The 16,863-nt window shown below is 64.1% G+C and carries 15 protein-coding genes; 5 read left to right on the top strand and 10 right to left on the bottom strand.

The window, feature by feature from the left end:
• Positions 1–285, top strand: a 285-nt coding sequence (locus tag BS38_RS0122285; protein WP_028272760.1) for an L-serine ammonia-lyase, iron-sulfur-dependent, subunit alpha, incomplete at its 5' end; no start/stop codon positions are given.
• A gap of 83 nt (positions 286–368) precedes the next feature.
• Here BS38_RS0122285 and BS38_RS0122280 read toward each other — a convergent pair.
• Positions 369–2,525, bottom strand: coding sequence for an amylo-alpha-1,6-glucosidase (locus BS38_RS0122280; RefSeq protein ID WP_028272759.1), 2,157 nt, complete (start codon positions 2,523–2,525; stop codon positions 369–371).
• Between the two features lie 502 nt (positions 2,526–3,027).
• On the opposite strand from BS38_RS0122280, the gene BS38_RS26085 reads away from it, so the two are divergent.
• On the top strand, positions 3,028–3,348 hold the full coding sequence (locus BS38_RS26085; protein ID WP_197025017.1) for a hypothetical protein: 321 nt from the start codon (positions 3,028–3,030) through the stop codon (positions 3,346–3,348).
• A gap of 53 nt (positions 3,349–3,401) precedes the next feature.
• Here the strand turns inward: BS38_RS26085 and BS38_RS0122270 are convergent, their stop codons facing one another.
• From BS38_RS0122270 to BS38_RS0122260, 3 genes are all read right to left on the bottom strand, one after another.
• On the bottom strand, positions 3,402–4,106 hold the full coding sequence (locus BS38_RS0122270; protein ID WP_028272758.1) for an SOS response-associated peptidase: 705 nt from the start codon (positions 4,104–4,106) through the stop codon (positions 3,402–3,404).
• A 194-nt stretch (positions 4,107–4,300) separates the two neighbouring features.
• Positions 4,301–4,642, bottom strand: a complete 342-nt coding sequence (locus BS38_RS0122265; protein WP_028272757.1) for a hypothetical protein — start codon at positions 4,640–4,642, stop codon at positions 4,301–4,303.
• A gap of 127 nt (positions 4,643–4,769) precedes the next feature.
• The gene (locus BS38_RS0122260) at positions 4,770–5,327 is read right to left on the bottom strand and encodes a putative immunity protein (RefSeq protein ID WP_028272756.1); all 558 of its coding nucleotides are present in this window, start codon (positions 5,325–5,327) and stop codon (positions 4,770–4,772) included.
• Positions 5,328–5,476: 149 nt separating this feature from the next.
• On the opposite strand from BS38_RS0122260, the gene BS38_RS26080 reads away from it, so the two are divergent.
• A complete protein-coding gene (locus BS38_RS26080) occupies positions 5,477–6,271 on the top strand; it encodes a hypothetical protein (protein WP_231511412.1) in 795 nt (264 codons plus the stop codon).
• Between the two features lie 42 nt (positions 6,272–6,313).
• Positions 6,314–6,808, top strand: coding sequence for a DUF1801 domain-containing protein (locus tag BS38_RS26910; RefSeq protein WP_156037225.1), 495 nt, complete (start codon positions 6,314–6,316; stop codon positions 6,806–6,808).
• An 85-nt stretch (positions 6,809–6,893) separates the two neighbouring features.
• Here the strand turns inward: BS38_RS26910 and BS38_RS0122245 are convergent, their stop codons facing one another.
• The 5 genes from BS38_RS0122245 to BS38_RS0122225 all read right to left on the bottom strand — a co-directional run bounded on the left by BS38_RS0122245 (position 6,894) and on the right by BS38_RS0122225 (position 14,845).
• Positions 6,894–9,197 carry a glycoside hydrolase family 3 N-terminal domain-containing protein gene (locus tag BS38_RS0122245; RefSeq protein WP_028272754.1) on the bottom strand — a complete coding sequence of 768 codons (2,304 nt, stop codon included), beginning with the start codon at positions 9,195–9,197 and terminating at the stop codon, positions 6,894–6,896.
• Between the two features lie 54 nt (positions 9,198–9,251).
• Complete coding sequence (locus BS38_RS0122240) at positions 9,252–11,609, bottom strand: alpha-L-rhamnosidase-related protein (protein WP_028272753.1); 2,358 nt, start codon at positions 11,607–11,609, stop codon at positions 9,252–9,254.
• A 106-nt stretch (positions 11,610–11,715) separates the two neighbouring features.
• The gene (locus tag BS38_RS26075; protein WP_051629100.1) at positions 11,716–12,981 is read right to left on the bottom strand and encodes an ABC transporter substrate-binding protein; all 1,266 of its coding nucleotides are present in this window, start codon (positions 12,979–12,981) and stop codon (positions 11,716–11,718) included.
• Positions 12,982–13,064: 83 nt separating this feature from the next.
• Positions 13,065–13,883, bottom strand: a complete 819-nt coding sequence (locus BS38_RS0122230; protein ID WP_028272752.1) for a carbohydrate ABC transporter permease — start codon at positions 13,881–13,883, stop codon at positions 13,065–13,067.
• The gene (locus BS38_RS0122225) at positions 13,880–14,845 is read right to left on the bottom strand and encodes a carbohydrate ABC transporter permease (RefSeq protein ID WP_156037224.1); all 966 of its coding nucleotides are present in this window, start codon (positions 14,843–14,845) and stop codon (positions 13,880–13,882) included. Before BS38_RS0122225 ends, BS38_RS0122230 begins: the two co-directional genes overlap by 4 nt.
• 301 nt (positions 14,846–15,146) lie before the next feature.
• Here BS38_RS0122225 and BS38_RS0122220 point away from each other — a divergent pair, with 301 nt between their 5' ends.
• Positions 15,147–16,193, top strand: a complete 1,047-nt coding sequence (locus tag BS38_RS0122220) for a LacI family DNA-binding transcriptional regulator (protein WP_028272750.1) — start codon at positions 15,147–15,149, stop codon at positions 16,191–16,193.
• Here the strand turns inward: BS38_RS0122220 and BS38_RS0122215 are convergent.
• A complete protein-coding gene (locus BS38_RS0122215) occupies positions 16,190–16,843 on the bottom strand; it encodes an IclR family transcriptional regulator (protein WP_028272749.1) in 654 nt (217 codons plus the stop codon). The genes BS38_RS0122220 and BS38_RS0122215 overlap by 4 nt on opposite strands.
• Positions 16,844–16,863: the final 20 nt, after the last annotated feature.

The following is a 16,863-nucleotide window of genomic DNA, read 5'->3' as shown; positions in this document are numbered from 1 at the left end:
ACCCCCGAACAAGTCGAAAACGCCGCCGAAGTCGGCATCGAACACAACCTCGGCCTGACCTGCGACCCCGTCGGCGGACTGGTACAAATCCCCTGCATCGAACGGAACGCCATCGCCAGCGTCAAAGCCATCAACGCCGCACGACTCTCCCTGCACGGCGACGGAAGCCACAAAGTATCCCTCGACAAAGCCATCAAAACCATGCGTGAGACAGGAGCGGACATGAAAACCAAATACAAAGAAACCTCCCGCGGAGGCCTCGCCGTCAACGTCATCGAGTGCTGACCTGGTGAGGTAGCCATAGCCCCGGGTGTCAAGATCCACCCGGGGTTTCTGCCGCAAACATGCCTGGCTTAACAGGCGTCCTGCTAGCCTTCGTTTCCCAGTTTGGCTTGTTCCACGAGTTCAGTCAGCCACGGCCGATATCCACGGTGGAAGACTATTCCCTCTGGCAGGCCCTGCACGGAAGGTTCTGAAGCCGTGACGTCGATGGTGATCCGGCCTGCCGCCATGGGCGCGTTGGTGATGTGCAGGTCGCCGTAGGAGTCCGGGAGCGCCGGGTCCATCCAGAATCCGCCCCGGGAGATATGGGCGTCGTACCGCATCAGGCTCGTCACAAGCATGATCGGTGTCGTGGCCGCCCAGGCCTGTGGAGAGCATGCAGTGGGATATGGCACGGGCTCGGCGACCTGCTCGCGGCTGAAGCCGCAGAACAGCTCCGGGAGTCGGCCTTCGGTGTAGTCGGCTGCTTCGAAGAGGGCGGTTGAGATCCTCTGCGCCTCTTGTACAAAACCGTAGCGCATCAGGCCGGCGGCGATGACCGCGTTGTCATGCGGCCAGACCGAGCCGTTGTGGTAGCTGGCGGGGTTGTAGGCGCCCATGTCACTGGCGAGGGTTCGCACGCCCCAGCCGCTGAACATTTCGGGGGACATGAGACGTTCAGCCACCTTCGGGGCTTTGTCTTCATCGACGATGCCGTGCCACAGGCATTGGCCCATGTTGGATGCGCACGCATCGACCTGCCGTTTCTTGCCGTCCAGAGCGATGGCGTAGTAGCCGCGGTCAGGCATCCAGAACTGTTCGTTGAACCTCTTCTTTAACTGTGCGGCGTCCTCCGTAAGCCGGGCCGCCAAAGCCGAGTCACCGGCGTCGTACGCCATCCATGCCCGGGACAAGAACGCAGAGTAGGTCAGGGCCTGGACTTCGCAGAGCGCGATGGGCGGCTCCGCCACACGCCCGTCGGCGAAGTTGATTCCGTCCCAGGAGTCTTTCCAGCCTTGGTTGATGAGGCCCTGCTCGTTGAGCCGCTCATACTCGACAAACCCGTCACCGTCCTTGTCACCGTATGTCCGGATCCAATCCAGTGCGCGGTCGGCGTGGGGCAGCAGCGCGGAAATGGTGTCCTTGGCAAAACCCCAACGGCTCACGGACGCGAGGGTCATCACGAATTGCGGGGTCGCGTCGACGCTGCCGTAGTAGACGGACTTGCCGCCCAGGGAGAGCCCGCTGGACACGCCGAGCCTGACCTCGTGCAGGATCTTGCCCGGCTCCTCCTCGCTCATCGGATCCACCACACTGCCTTGCCGGTCAGCCAGTGTCTGCAAGGTCCCGAGTGCCAGTGACGGGTCCACCGGTAGTGCCATTTCCGAGGCCCAGAGGGAGTCCCGGCCAAATAGCGTCATGAACCACGGTGCGCCGGCGGCCACCACGATCCGCTCCGGGTGGGCGGGGTCCTCGATGCGGAGGGCGCCCAGGTCGTCGTAGCTGCGACGAAGGGTCCGCTCGATGGAGCGGTTACCCATGTGCAGTTTGGGAATCTTCGCGACCCATTCCTGGCGGCGACGGTCGCTGGGAGAAACCTCACCTGGAACCGGACGAACGAACGGTGCCACGCGGCCGGTGCCGTCGACGGCGGGCACTACGTTCACCCGGGTGCTCCAGTGTCCGCGCGCCGGAACGACCACCCGGTAGGTCAGGGCCTCCGGGGTGACGTCTGCGCCACTCGCATTAACGACCACGCCCTTGCGGACGTCCTGCCAGGCTGCCTCAATGGTGAGTGAGTCGCCCTCCGTTTGGCGGACTTCCTCCCACCGCCGCTGGACACGTGCCTCCTTGACTTCAAAGAGGTCCGCGAAGTCCGATTCAACGTTGAAGGTGACCACACAGTCGGTTTCGTCCAAAGAGTAGTTCCGGATGGTGATCTCCTCCGTGATCCCTGCACCCACTTCCCGCAGGCGCTCCACGATCAGGGGGCTGTCCGCGTATCCGTCGGACCGGGGAACGCGGCCGATAAACAAGGCCCGATAGGGTTCCATCGTCGAAGCTGTCAGCGCCTCCAGCGGCTGCCCATTGATTGCCAGGTTCCAGCGCGACAGGATGCGGGTGTCCTCGTAGAAGACACCGTGCGGATGTTCCGGGTGGATGTCGCCATTGGCCAACGAAATACAGAAGGATGAACCCTCCACCAAAGTAACCGTCCCGGACCCTACGGGCCCAGCAGCCGTGTCAGCATTCCATCCAGCCATCCCCGCCTCCTCAAACGGCTCAAGACCGGGGCGACGGCACGGGCTCTAGGTGGAACCGTCGATCGCCGCAGTACTCCGTTGGATTGACGCTACGCCTCTACGGGGTTTGATAACAGGCACTGTGGCCTTCCAATCTTCGGCTGGCCCTGCCGGGGTGCTGACGAGAGGCTGCCCCACCGTGATCCGGGCACTGGCGTAGCTACCGCCGAGAGTTGTTTCCAAGGAAAACGACCTCTCATAAAAAGTGTAAGCCGACGTCCCGGATTGGGCTGGAGTATCAGCTACCTGCTCTTTCTGCCCGGTCACACCCCTTTTTGAAGGAAAAGCCGGCGAGGCTCGCACCGCCCTTGCGTCATTAAGGTCGCTCCCGGGCCGGTTGGCGTGGCCTCCGGGCCGGTAATTCCCGCGGGCGCGTTTGGGGGCTGTCAACCGCATGACTGGAGGCGTACTCTAAACGGAATTCACCTCATGACAAGACGTATTGGAAGGGGTACAGGCAGGAATGAGCCTCAAGGACGAGTGGGACCGTCTCGATTCCGAGACCCGGACCTGGCTTCTGGAAAATCCGGGATGTCTGGTGGTGCCCCGTACTGTGTCTGCAAAAATCAGCAAGGAAGCCCGCAAGGACTTCGAGTGTGATCCGCACGGGCAGATTGTGCTTTCGCGGGCCGATCACGATTTCATCCGGGAGAAAGCGGAGGCTGCCGGAACCATCCGTGTTCCAGCGACCGACTATCAGTTTTTCGACACAGCAGCTGTTCCCGTTGTCAGGAGAGCGCCGTCCGGAAGGCATGCCGCGGCGTCACCGGACGATGGTGAGTAGGAACAGTTAAGAGGGCGTTCTAAACCGCCGGCGTTCGTCATAGACGAGGTCGTTCAGGAGGCCGGTTCAATGAGTTCCGGCCCGTCGTTCCGGACGCTGTTCACCCGGTCGCTAACGACGCGCGGAGTAAGAACCGGCTCCGGGATGCCATTCAGGAGCTGCTGCACGGCATCTTTGTCGGTCGTTCCAGGGTTTAGCCAGTCCGCGTACATGGCTGGAGGGACGATAACGGGGGCGCGGTCGTGGACGTGCCCGAGCGTGTCATGGGCCGTCGTGGTGAGGACCGTGCAGCTGAGGAGCCAGCGCCCGGGATCGTCCTCGGGCAGAGACGGGTCCGGCCAGAACTCGTAGAGGCCGGCGAAGGCGAGGACGTCGTCCGTCTCGGAGTAAAGGTAGTTCGGGATCTTCTTCCCGTCCTCGGTCTTCTGCCATTCGTAGTAGCCCTCCGCGGGAATCAGGGCTCGGCGCTTCACGGCTGCTTTGCGGAACGAGGGCTTCACCAGGATGGATTCGCTCCGGGCATTGATCAGCCGAGAGCCGATCTTGAGGTCTTTGGCCCAGGACGGGACCAGGCCCCAGCGGGCGATCAGCAGCCGCCGGTCAATAGCGCCCTCGTCCAGCCTTTCGGCGATGATCGGAACGTCCTGTGTAGGGGCCACGTTCCAGCTCGGCGCGGGCGGGGTGCCCTCGATTTCCTTGGCATCAAACTTCGAGAGAAGATCCCCGGTCGCCTTTGACATCACGTATCTGCCGCACATGCGCCCATTCTGCTACACGGGAGGGTGGCCGGAAATCCCTCAGGCGGCGAACGGAACCAAAGTCTATGACGCCTCCGGTTGAGCGGCGTGAGTGAGCGCTACCTGTTTCCCCGCCGCGGGTTTCCATCGCGTACTCGCGTACTCGCGCTTCGTGCTTCCATCCGGTCGGCCCTGCCATATGGGCTTTCGGCTCTCTATGAATCTGCGTTCCGGCCCGCTTTGAGCCACAAAGTATCGCCGTCGACCCGGTCCAGCTCATCCGAGGCGAAGTAGCCGTGCCCGGCCAGGAAACCGGACCTGTTGACCTTTACATAGCCGATCCGCAGGAGCCTTTCTGCAGCGTGCCGAGGCAGGCTGGAGGAAACAGCAAAGCTTTCGATCACGGTGTTGGCGAGGCCTCCTGTTTCCGGGTCAGTCTGGCCGTCTGAGGTCACTGCCTCCGGGTCACCCATTTTCAGGTCCTCGACTTTGCCAATCTTCTTCCCGTCAGATGCCACGACGTGCATTCCTTCATGCACCTGCTCCATGATCTCCATGACATTTCTCCCTCGTGCACGAAATCCCGGAAAGTACAACAAGTTTAAGTCTGCCGGGTAGCCGGCGGCCATAGCCTGCGGCAGCACCGAACGTGCCTCCGGACAGGACCGCGGGTGGGCAGCAGTTTCAGTTGGGGGAGGCAGGCCGGTCAGGGCGAGCCAGGTCGGCCTGGATCGCGCGGATGATCGTGGCGAGGATGCCGGACGAGAGCAGTCCTGGACCCAGCGGACCGGCGGAATTTTCACCTAGCGGCGGCAAGCGTCGAAGCGCAGACCGGGCTTCGTCAGTCATGTGCTCGAGTTGCCACCGGACTTCGTCGTCGACCGTCCCGGGTCGATGGGGTGCTGCCAGCCCGGCCGCTTTCGCGGCATAGGCGGCGGCGCCCAAGGCGTGCGCTCCCATGTGGGCGACGGCTGCGGCTTGCGTGGCAGACCGGGCGGCAGCCACCGCAGCAGGGCTGTCTACCTCTCCTGCGGCACGGCCGGCAACAAACCGCCGGCGGATCTCGTCGGCGGCACTGAGCTCACCGCGGGCGAAGGCCCGGGCTCGGGCGATCGCATCACGGGGGCGGCCATCTGCCGGCGCCTCTGCCTCAAATAAGGCCACGACCCGCTCAGCGCAGTCGGCTGCCCAACTTGCGACGACGCGGCGCTCGGCCTCGCTTAGCGTCTGCGGAGAAGCCATATCAGTACCCTACACACGGCTTCCGGCCCCGACCCTGGAACGGGCCGTTTTCCTCAGCGATAGCCAACGGCTCTCCGCTGCCCCGCGCCGTACTCAACCGCAGGGACGGACGACGGCGGACCCGCCTCCCGCATTGCTACAGTGAGCCCATGAGCATGGCTGAAGGGGAACAAAACCCGCCGGACGCCCGGGCAGGGGCCCTGCCCAACGGCGCCGTCGGCGTCGGTCCGGCTGCTGTTGCGCCCGTAACTGGGAGGGTCCGGAATCCTGATTCCTTGCCACCTGTTCCGCCCTCTGTCCCGGTGGCTCAGCGTCTGCCTGCCTGGCTGATCCGGAATCCGCTTTATGCAGGCTGGGTTTGGACCGGTTTCTGGGCGTTGCTGATCGTCGTTGACGAGTTCGTGGACCTCGCCGGCTGGACCTGGTACGTGCTGGTGGGGATGGCGGCCCTGCCCACACTGGCCTGCACCGTGGCCGTGCTCCATGCGACCCCGCGTCGCTACCTCAAGCCCCAGAAGGAATCGGTGCTCGCGCACTTCTTTGTCCGGTTCCTCGCGCTGACGGCCGCGTTTCTGGTGTGGGGCCTCTCCGTCGTGGCCAGCGCCTCGATTTCCACAACGGTGCAGGCACTGGCCGGGAACTCGGAACGTGCTGTGACGTCATTGGGGTTCAATCTGCTCCTTGCGGCGGTCCCGCTGGTTGTGTCGGTGTTGTGGATGGCGCTTATCGTGCGCTGCGCGTGGTTCCTGCGCCGTCTCCGCGGGTGGCGGCAGATCCCGGAAGAGTCGCGGCTGCCCAAGAGGTTCCTGCGGCATTCGCCCCAACTCCGGCGCGTTGTGGTGGGTCTGGCCCACCCGGGCCTGCTTTTGGTGGCTGGGCTTGGCACGTCGGTTCTGGCGCTCTTCCTCAGTGCCGTGGAACTCACGCTCAACCTGATTGCCTGAGGACCGGCGGCGTCCCGGGAGGCGTGAGGAATAATGCTCTCCATGACCAGCAGGGAGATCGGTAAGAGGGAAGCCCAAAAGCCGGCCACGCACGCCGGGGCAGATGCCGATGCTGCCGCGACGCTGCCGGAAGCCATGACCGGCAGGGCCAGCCCCGCGAAAGCGGCGGTCGGAGACAAACCGGTCTTCGCCTATATCGCCAGCCTGCCGCAGCCGCAGCGCGGCATCGCCGAAGCGGTCGATGCGCTGGCGGCGAAGACGCTGCCCGGCCTCCGGCGCTCCGTGAAGTGGGGCATGGCTTACTACGGCGTCGGCGACGGATGGTGTTTCAGCTGCGGCGGCTTTGCCGGCCATGTGAAGCTCATGTTCATCAATGGTGGGGCGCTCGAGCCCGTACCGCCGGTGACACCGGTCGGGATGGGCAAGTCGACGCGGGGCGTGGAGCTCGAATCCATCGAGGACATCGACGAACGACAGATAGCGGCGTGGATGAAGCAGGTCGCGTCCGTGCCGGGTGTCGGGGGTAAAAGGCGTTGAACCCGAGTTAACCTGCCTTCTGGCCCCTTTGGCCGCCGCAATCAGGGCCTCGGACTTGACGTCTCCTGACCGGGTCTTGTGGGGGCTATGCGGTGATCCGAAATTCTGCCTTCAGCATCCCGGCGTCGCGGGAGTTCTTGCCGACCAGGAGCTCAAAGACACCCGGTTCGACGACTCGGTGGCCGTTTTGGTCCACGAGGGAGCATGCGGAGGCCGGGAGGGACAGTTCGACGTCGACGGATTGTCCGGGCCCGACGCGAACCCGCGTGAACGACTTCAGCTCGCGTTCCGCCCAGGTCACACTGGTGACGACGTCGGTGACGTAGGCCTGGACGGTCTCGATGGCAGGCCGGTTTCCGGTGTTTCTGACGGTTACGACGGCTTGCACTGTGTCGTCAGGCGTAACTGATTCGTTGAGGATTCGGAGCCCGGAGTATTCGATGGTGGTGTAGCTGAGGCCTTCGCCGAATGCGAACAGCGGGTCTTGGGACAGGTCTGCGTAGCGGTCGCCGTGCTGGCCCCGGATTTGGTTGTAGTAGATCGGGAGTTGACCGGCGTGGCGTGCGAAGGAGATGGGCAGCCGGCCGGTCGGTTCGATCAGCCCCAGGACCAGTTCCGCGACGGCCCGGCCACCCATCATGCCGGGGTTGAACGCCTCGATGATGGCTGCGGCGTCGAGGACGGACCGCGGCAGGACCGAGGGCTTTGATTGAACGAGAACGACGACGACGGGAACGCCGGTTTTGATGAGGCGGTCCACAAGCTCGATTTGGCCGCCTTGGAGTTCCAGGGTTGCCGTCGATTTGGTCTCGCCGGCCAGCGCCACGGTGTCGCCGATGACGGCGACGACGTAGTCGGCGTTCCGGGCAGCCTGGACCGCTTCCTGGAGCATGGCCTCATCGGTCCCGGCTGCCAGGAACATCGGAGGCCGCGGCTGTCCGTCGGCGTAGGTGGGTCCTGCCGGGTCCGGCACGAGCCGCCCGATGTCGGCCCCTCGGGCATGGGTGACGGTCCAATCCTCCGGCACGGCTGCGCGGAACCCGTCGAGCACGGTTGAGGTCAGGTGCCTTGGGTGACCGTCAGGCAGCCAGTTGATTTGCCCGGAGGCGCCGGCCCAATCGCCCAGCTGTGCGTGGGGGTCATCGGCGTTGGGACCGATGATGGCAATCGTTCGTGGCTCGCCGGAAATTCCGGCCCTGACCGTGCCCGACGGGACCAGACCGCCGTCGAGCGGCAGCGTGCCATCGTTGGTGAGAAGGACGAGCGAGCGTCGGGCCATTTCCAGGTTGACTGCGGCGTGCTCTGCGGAGCCGATGACCTTGGCCTGCCGGACCGCGTCCGGGATGCGGGGATTCTCGAACAGCCCGAGTTCGAATTTCAGGGTCAGCAGCCGGCGCACGGCGTCGTCGATCAGCCGCTCGTCCAGATCACCGCGCCTGACGGCCTCCTGCGCTCCTTCGAAGAACTGCGGCGTCGTCATAACGAGGTCGTTCCCGGCTTCCACTGCCACGGTTGCTGCCTGGACGTCGTCCTCGCAAACCCTCTGTTCCCACACCATGCGCCCTACATTGTCCCAGTCGGTGACCAGCGTGCCGGTGAATCCCCACTCGCCCTTGAGGACGTCGTTGAGCAGCCACTTGTTGGCTGTCACGGGGATTCCGTCGATGGCCTGGTATCCGAGCATGAAGGTGCGGCACCCGGCTTCCACTGCTTCCTGGAATGGCGGCAGGAACCACGACCGCAGTTTCCGCCGGCTGATGTCCGCCTCGCTGGCGTCCCGGCCACCCTGGGTTTCTGAGTATCCCGCGAAGTGTTTCGCGGTGGCGAGGATGGCGGTGGTGTCTGTGAGTCCGTTTCCCTGGTAGCCGCGGATCATGGCTTTTCCGAGGGCGCCGATCAGGTGCGGATCCTCGCCGAAGGTCTCGTTGACCCGGCCCCAGCGTAGGTCACGGCTGATGCAGAGGACGGGGGAGAAGGTCCAGTGCAGCCCGGTGGAAGCGACTTCGACGGCCGTGGCGCGGGCTCCCTTTTCCACGAGGGCAGGGTCCCAGGTGCTCGCCATGCCAAGTTGCGTTGGGAAGATGGTGGCTCCGGGCCAGAATGAGTGGCCGTGGATGCAGTCGTCTGCCATCAGCAGGGGGATCTGCAAACGCGTGGTGAGCAAGAGTTTGCGTGCTTCCATAATGCGTTCGGGGGAGGCGTGCAGGAGTGATCCGGCCAGTTTGCCGAGCACCAGGTCCTCGATGTTTCCGCGGGCGTCGAGCTGCAGCATCTGGCCCACCTTCTCCTCCAGCGTCATCCTGCCCAGCAGGTCATCAACCCGTTCCAGGATGGGCAGCGCGGGGTTGGTGTAGGGGGCGGTGCGGAGGTCGCTCTGCGGTGTGTTCACGGGGATTCTCATTTCTTGGTTGCTGCGCGGCAGTGCGTCAGAGGATGTAGGTCGTCAGAGGATGAAGGTCAAGGTGCGTCGGCCGGTGTCGACGTGCTCGGTGGTTCCGGAAGCGGTAGCGGGAAGGTTCAGCACGGCGGCTACGGGGGCGGAGACTGTCACCTCCCGGCCGGAAGGCGTGCGTTTCCACGCCACCGTGACCAAGCCCTGGGGGGTGGGGACGGTTCCTTCGGCCCACTCCAGGTCGCTCGGTGCCGGGTCGATGGCAACGCTTGTGAAGCCTGGCGCTGCCGGTGACACGCCGAGGATGTAACGCGGGAAGTGCTGCAGCGGCACGCTGCCCCAGGCGTGGCAATCACTGCGTAGGCTTACCGTGTCTTCTGCCCAGGTCGTAAGGTTTTGAGCCAGCATGTCCTCCCAGGGTTTCCAGTCCACGCTGTCGTGGGCGCCGGCAAGCCGGAGGGCATCAAAGAGGTCCAGTGTGGTGGCGTAGGAGCACGGAGCAAGGCGACTGTCCGCCACGGCCCTGCGGAGCAGGTCCGCAGCCGCAGCGCCCTGCGCAACTCCGGAGAGGACGGCCCACATCTGGGCGTGGACGCTCTGCGGTGACCCGCTGTCCGTGTCTAGGTAATAGCCTGTTTGCTCGTCCCAGGCAGGCCCGTCCGCAATCCGGCGGGTCACGGCGTCCGCGCGGGAGGTGTACTCCTCGGCGAGTCCTGTCCGCCCGCAGAAGTCCGCGATGGATGCCGCTGACTTCAGGGCGGAGATGTACATGAATGTGGCTATGGTGTTAGCCCGGCGGGCTCCCAGATCGGGGACGCCGCGGCTGGCCCGCCAGGCTTCTGTCCAGTCAACGAAGTTCCACAGAATACCGTCGCCCTCGGCGGAGATGATGAATCCGTCGGAGGACAGCCGGTCGTCAAAGTAGCCCAGGACGGCGTCTATCCTGCCGATGAACCGCTCGGTGAAGGAACGGTCGCCAACGAAATCGACGTGCTCTGCGACCATCCTGATCCAGTAGAGAGAGAAGCCGGGGATGAACTGGGGCTCGACACAGGGGGAACGGCTTTCGGTCAGCCCGGTCGGGCTTCCGGAGGCCGCGAAGTCCCCGATGGCCCGCCTGATGAGCCGGTCATCAGCCGACAGGTGCAGCGAAAACAGTGCCTGAGAACGGGTGTCCATGGCGTATTGCAGCTGTTCATAGAACGGGCAGTCCTCGAAGGTTTCATGCATGCAGTTCAGCAGGGTCCGGACGCTCACGTCCCACAGTTGACGCTGCACATCCGAGGACGATGAGAACGAGCCCGTGACGTCGAGCGGATAATGCGTCCGGGTGAGTTTCAGGGATTGCAGCCGGAGGGGCGCGTCCGTCGTGGTGATTCTGAGCCGCAGGTACCGGAAGGTCCTGAACCAGAAGGGCGAGAATACTTCTGGGGCGTTCGGGGTGCCGGTCCCCGCGAAGACGTAGTGGTCCGGGTCTCCGTAGAGGTCACCGGTGACGTGGTCGGTGCGGTCTGCTTTCCGGCGGAGCCAGGGTATGTCAACGGGGAGCTGTTCGTAGCACTCGGCCGCCGTGAGCTGCAGCCGGGCGCCGTGGCCCGCTTCGACGGCAATGGCCAGGAACGCGGTCATCAGGAACCCGGCGTCCACATCAACGCTAACGTCTGAGTGGGGCGGGATCTCCACCGTCTTGCCGCTGAGGAGCCGTGTCCAGTCAAGTCCCGGGTCCGAAGTCCTGGTGACGCCGATGACCGGCACGGGGGCCAGTGTCAGCTGCGGTATGGGCCGTGCTGCAAGGGGCGGCCTGGGTGTTGCGATGAACGGCTCCTGGTTGTCCAGCGCGGGGATCCGCCAGGCGGCGTCATTGAAACTTCGGCTGAGCCAGCCGTGCTCGCTGACGGCCCCATCCACTGTTTCCTGGATGCCGAGGAAAAGGGTGTTGCGGCCCTGATGGAACCGGCGCCCCTTCACCGGCCGGCATTTCCAGGCCGTCGGAACCGAAAGGTCCGTTTCCCCGACGATTCCCCTGACCAGCAAACCGGGCCTGCCCGTACGCTGGACCGACGCGTTTCCGAGGGACGTCGGTGAATACGTCAAGACGTCGATCCCGATGATGTTCTCACCGGCGACAAGGAAGGAAGCGACGTCGACGGCATCAGCGAACCACGTCCGGCCGGAAGGCTTGGCGGGGCCGGCGGCGACAAGGGCGCCGTTGATGTGCAGCCGGTAGCGTGAGTCGGCGCTGATATGGAGCCATGCCGGGCCGGCTACGGGGGAATCGACGGCGACGCGGGAACGGAACCGCATGGACGATGCGACACCGCCGCCGGGCGCCCCATCGGGGCCCGCGGGCAGTTCGAACCACGGACCGCCCAGATCCTGCTTCGTAACGACGTGCTCTGTTTGAACCACTGGGAAGCTTTTCATTTCTCATCGACGTTTCGTGGGGTTGCCGGTTGGTCGGCAAAGGGTGAGTAGCGAGGGGCGGCCATGGTTGATGGCCGCCCCTCTGCCGGTCCTATTTCAGTGCGCCGGTAAAGGCTTCCTGCATTGAGGTCAGGACGTCCTTCGGGGCCTTGGATCCGCCGAGCATCTCCTGGACACCCGTCAGGTGAAGGTTCTGTACCTGGGGTGACGGCCAGTCAACGTCAGGGAACGGAACAGTCTTTCCTTCTTCGACGAAGGGAACCTCGAGCCTGTTGACGTCGTTGGCCTCGATCACGCCTCCGGGAGCCACGCCGAACTTGTCGGCGTTCATGGCGCTGCCTTCTTTGCCGGCCAGGAATTCGAGGAACTTTTTCGCGCCGTTGGCGTTTTTGGCTTTGGCGTTGACGCCCCAGCCCACTCCGAGTCCGAAAGCCAAGCGGGTGTCGGCTGCTGTGTCGGTTGCCGGAAGGGGCGCCAGCTGGATCTTCAAATCGGGGTTCGCTTTTGTCATGGAGTTGCCCATTGTCGAAATCTGGATGGCGCCGAGGGCGCGGCCGTCGGCCACCATGGCGGTCTGGCTGTCCACTGAGGTGCCCAGGGCGTCCTTGTTGAAGCAGCCCTTGTCGTACATTTCCTTGTACTTGGTCATGGCGTCTGCCCAGCTGCTGTCCTGGAAGGTGGCTTCCTTGTTGAGTTGCTTCTGGTTGAAGTCCGGATCCTTGGCGTAGACGTCCGTGGCCGCCAGGGCGTAGGTGACCAGCTGGGTGACCCATTGGGTCTGTGCGCCCAGGGCATAGGCCACCTTGCCGGCCTTTTGCGCGTCGGCGCACAAGCCCAGGACTTCGGCGTAGGTTGTGGGGATCTTCAGTCCGGCGTCCTGCAAAGCCTTGGCGTTGTAGACGCCGCCCAGGGTGTTGGCCGTGGCCACGTCGGTGAACATGTACCTCTTGCCCTCGTAGCTGGTCGGGGCAGTGGTGGACCCAGGTTGGCCGGAAGCCCAGCTTTCGCCGGACAGGTCCGCGAGGTAGCCGTTCTTGGCAAGGGTGCGTACGGCAGTGGCGTTTCCGCTGCCGGGGAAGACGTTCAGGACGTCGGTGGCGGTTCCTGCCGAGAGGCGGGTGCCCATCTGCTGGTTGTAGCTGTCCGTGGGGATGACCGTGTATTCGATCGTCAGGTCCGGGTTGAGTTCGTGGAACTTGTCGGCGATTGCCTTCCACTTCTCATCGGAGCCGGACAGCCGGGCCACGGTGACTGTGCCGCTTGAGCTGGCTGCAGGCGGGTTTGAGGAACATCCGGTGACCGAGATGCCGACGGCGGCTATCACCCCGATGGCGGTGAGGACATTCTTGTGACGCATGATTCTCCCTTGAAAGGCATGGGTTGGGGGGTGTGGACGGCGGGTGGTGCTGGTTGGGCGGGGATGTTGCGTGCGTGCTGCGCTCAACCCTTCAGACCTCCTGCGAAGCCTTTGATGATGCTTCGCTGCAGGAGGAAGTAGAAGATCAGGAGGGGGACGACCCCGATGATGAGGGCGGCGAAGATCGTTCCCCACTGGTTCACGTACTGCCCGGTAAAGGAGTAGATCGCGATCGGGATGGTGTTCGTTCCGCTACCCGAGAGGTAAAGGAGAGGGGTAAAGAAGTCGTTCCAGACATGGATTGTGTTCAGGATGACGACGGTGCCTGTGATGGGGCGCATCAACGGGAACACGACCTGCCAGAAGACCCGGAACGGGCTTCCGCCGTCCAGGGTGGCTGCTTCCTCGAAATCAAGGGGAAGTGACCGCAGGAACTGAACGTAGAGGAAGATGGAAAAGGGCATCTGTGCACCGACGTAGATGATGATCAGACCCCAGATCGACCCGATCAGTTGCAGGTCCCGGAAGGTCGTGTACAGCGGGATGAGCGCCAGCAGGCCGGGGATGAGCAGCCCGCCCAGGAAGAACGCAAATGTCAGCTTGGACCAGGTCCGGGTTATGCGGGCCAGCGGGTAGGCTGCGGAGGCGCTGATCACGACGATCAGGAAAACTGACACGACGGTGATGACGATGTTGTTGACCATTGCGGGCCCCAGTCCTCCGCTGACCCATGCGGTGACGAAGTTGTCGAACGACGGGTTCTGGACGGGCGCCAGGGACGTTGTTACGCCTCCCGGCTTAAGGGCGGTGTTCAGCAGTACGTAGACCGGGGCCGCGAACAGCAGGGCGACAAGGATCATGACGACCTCGAGGACGCCCGTCTTCAGGGTGTAGCGCTTCATTTGTCTTCTCCTCGGCGGAGCAGGGTGAACTGGATGATGGAAGCGATCGCGACGAACGCGGTCAGGACCAGCGTCAGGGCGGTGCTGTATCCGAACAGCTGGAACTGGAAGGCGTCCTTGTAGGCGATAGTGCTCAGGCTTTCGGTGGCGCTTCCCGGCCCGCCCTGGGTCATGATCAGCACCTGGTCGAACAGCTTCAGGCCGCCGATGAGTGACAGCATGAGGTTGATGGTCATGGACGGAGCCAACAGGGGCCGGGTGATGTTCCAAAAGGTCTTGAAAGACCCGGCCCCGTCGAGGCTGGCGGCTTCGTAAATGTCCTCCGGGATGCTTTGGAGGCCCGCCAGGAAGATCACCATGGAGTATCCGGCAAACTGCCATACCACTACGGAGATAATTGCCGGCAACGCCAGTTGGGCGTTTCCGAGCCAGTCCTGGGCCATGAAGTCCAAGCCGATCGCTCGAAGGGCGATGTTCAGCGCCCCTTGGGGGGCAAGGATGTACTGCCAGAGGTTTGCCACAACTAGTGGCGTAACCACCGCCGGTGCAAAGAACAGGACCCGGAGCCAGTTGCGGGAGCGGATGGCGGAGTTGACGCCAAGCGCCAAAAGCAGGCCGATGAAGTTTTGAACCACCGTGATGCCGAGCGCGTATAGGGCGGTGTTCATGATTGATGCGCCGGCAGCGGAGTCCCGGAAGACGCGGAAGAAGTTGTCCAGTCCGACGAAGTCGAAACGCGGAGACAGCCCGTCCCAGTCCGTCAGTGAGTAGAACGCCCCGCGCCAGCTGGGGATCACGACAACCAGGGTGAACAGCGCCAGCGCCGGCAGCAGGAACCACCACGGCGCCCGTGTGCCGACGCCTGCCCGGCGTCTGCTCGGCCCGGCAGGCCCGGGCGGCTGGGGTGTCGTGGAACGGCCAGGGTCCCCCGTGCGGGGGTCTGCGAGTTCACGTTGGGTCATCGCATTTTCCATTCTCTTCGTCGAGGACGTCTCCGCCTCTGGCGGAGGTGAAACCCACCCGCTCTGAAACGTTTCAGAGAAAGTTGCGCGGCCTGAGCTTCGGCTCTTCGCGATGGGGGTGTCCGGTGTGATGTTTCCAGTAATACGTTCTACGAAGATGTAAGCACATTCTCGCTGAATCCGTGTAGTACGTTATACACTTTTTATAGCGTAGATCACAACATGGCGATCTGCCAAGGGGTCGTCGCTACTTATGCGATAAGAAGGGGTGATCACCATCAACGCAGCTCAAGGAGGCGCGATGAGCAGGAGTTCCGTGACCAAGCGGCCCACGATCGTGGACGTTGCAGCCCACGCGGGTGTTTCCACCGCCGCCGCGTCCAAAGTGCTTCGCGGCGCCTACGGTGTCAGCCCGGAAATGAAGGCCAAGGTGCAGGCTTCCATGAAGGCACTCGGATACCGGCCGCTGGCCTCCGCCCGTGGCATGCGCGGCCGAACGTACACCGTGGCCGTCGTCGTCGCGGACCTGCACAACGAATTCTCATCGCTGCTCGTCGAAGGCATCAGGCGGGAGTGCGAACGGCAGAAGTACCGGCTGCTGGTGGCTCCTGCGGGCTCGGGCAAGGACGCCCAGGACCGCATGGTCGAAGACCTGATCGACCGGGCAATGGACGGAATCGTCCTGATTTCCCCCCTCGGCACCGACGCCGAGCTGGAGGAGCTGGCCAAAAAAATCCCTGTTGTCGTACTCGGCCGCCACGGGGCCAGCCCGGAGTTCGATTCCGTCGCCGCCGACGACTTTGCCGGCGCGAACCTCGTAGTTGACCATCTTGTGTCCCTCGGGCATCGGCAGATTACCTACGTCAACCACACGACGACCGGAACGAACGACGCCAGGCTCCCTGAGGAGGTCCGCGTCCGCGGGTATGTCGATGCGATGATCCGTCACGGCCTGGGGGACGCCATTGACATCATCCAATCGCAGTGGAGCCAGGAAGGGGGCGAGGAATCGGGCCGGTTGATCCTGTCCCGGAAAGAGAGGCCTACGGCTGTGTTTGCCGGCTGCGACGTTGCTGCGTTCGGTGTCCTGACGGCACTGTGGAACGCGGGCATCCGGGTGCCGGACGAAATATCCGTGGCGGGCTTTGACAACATCTTCACCACGTCGCTGGCGCCGATCTCGATGACTACGGTCGATCAATCAGGCCTCAACATGGGTTCAACCGCCGGACGCCTCCTGCTGGAGCGTGTGGGCGGCAGGGCCGAGGCCGTGAACAGCAGCGTGCTGCCGGTCCTGGTGCCGCGCGGGACCAGTGCGGCGCCCCTGCTTGAGGTGGGTAAGGGCTAGGTCCGTCGCCGGGCTGCTTCGGCAATGCGCTCCGCCGCCTGCACCACCAGGTTGCCGTGGTCCTTGCCCGGGGACTCAGAGACCCTGGCCAGCGGCATGGCGAGGCAGACTGCGGCGATGATTCCGTCGTCGGTGCGCACGGGGGCGCTGACGGAGCCCAGGCCGGGCGTGCGGGAACCTATCGATTCAATCCAGCCCCTGGCGGCCAGTTCTGCCAAGGCATCCTCCTCCGCGGCGAGGAGCCGGCCGCTGGACCCTTGGGGGAGGGGCAGCCTGGAGCCGGGGGGCAGGGTGGCGCGGAGTTCGTGCCGGCTGTCGACGCTGAGCAGGCACACGCGGTCGTCCCCCCGGCGCACCCATAGCTGTGCTGTTTCGCCGGTCTGGTCGCGGAGGTCGTTGAGGGCGGGTATTCCCGCATTTTCGAGAGCTGACCTGACGAACCGGTCCCCGAGCCGGAACGCGCCGCCTTCGGTTCGGCGGAGGAAGCCGTAGTCGGCGAGCTGCAGCGCAAGGCGGTGCGCCGTCGACAGCGACAGGCCGGTGCGCCGGGACAGCTCGCTGGCCGACGCCGAGGACCGGCCCACGGCATCGAGGATGGCGGCGGCACGTTCGAGCGTGCGGTTGGGTCCGTTGGTGTCGCTAGAGGGCATGTGGCCAGCTTATGGCGTCG

Source organism: Arthrobacter sp. UNC362MFTsu5.1 (assembly GCF_000685965.1).
Lineage (GTDB): Bacteria > Actinomycetota > Actinomycetes > Actinomycetales > Micrococcaceae > Arthrobacter.
The sequence above is the reverse complement of the archived record's forward strand: the minus strand, read 5'-3'. Positions and strand labels throughout refer to the sequence as shown.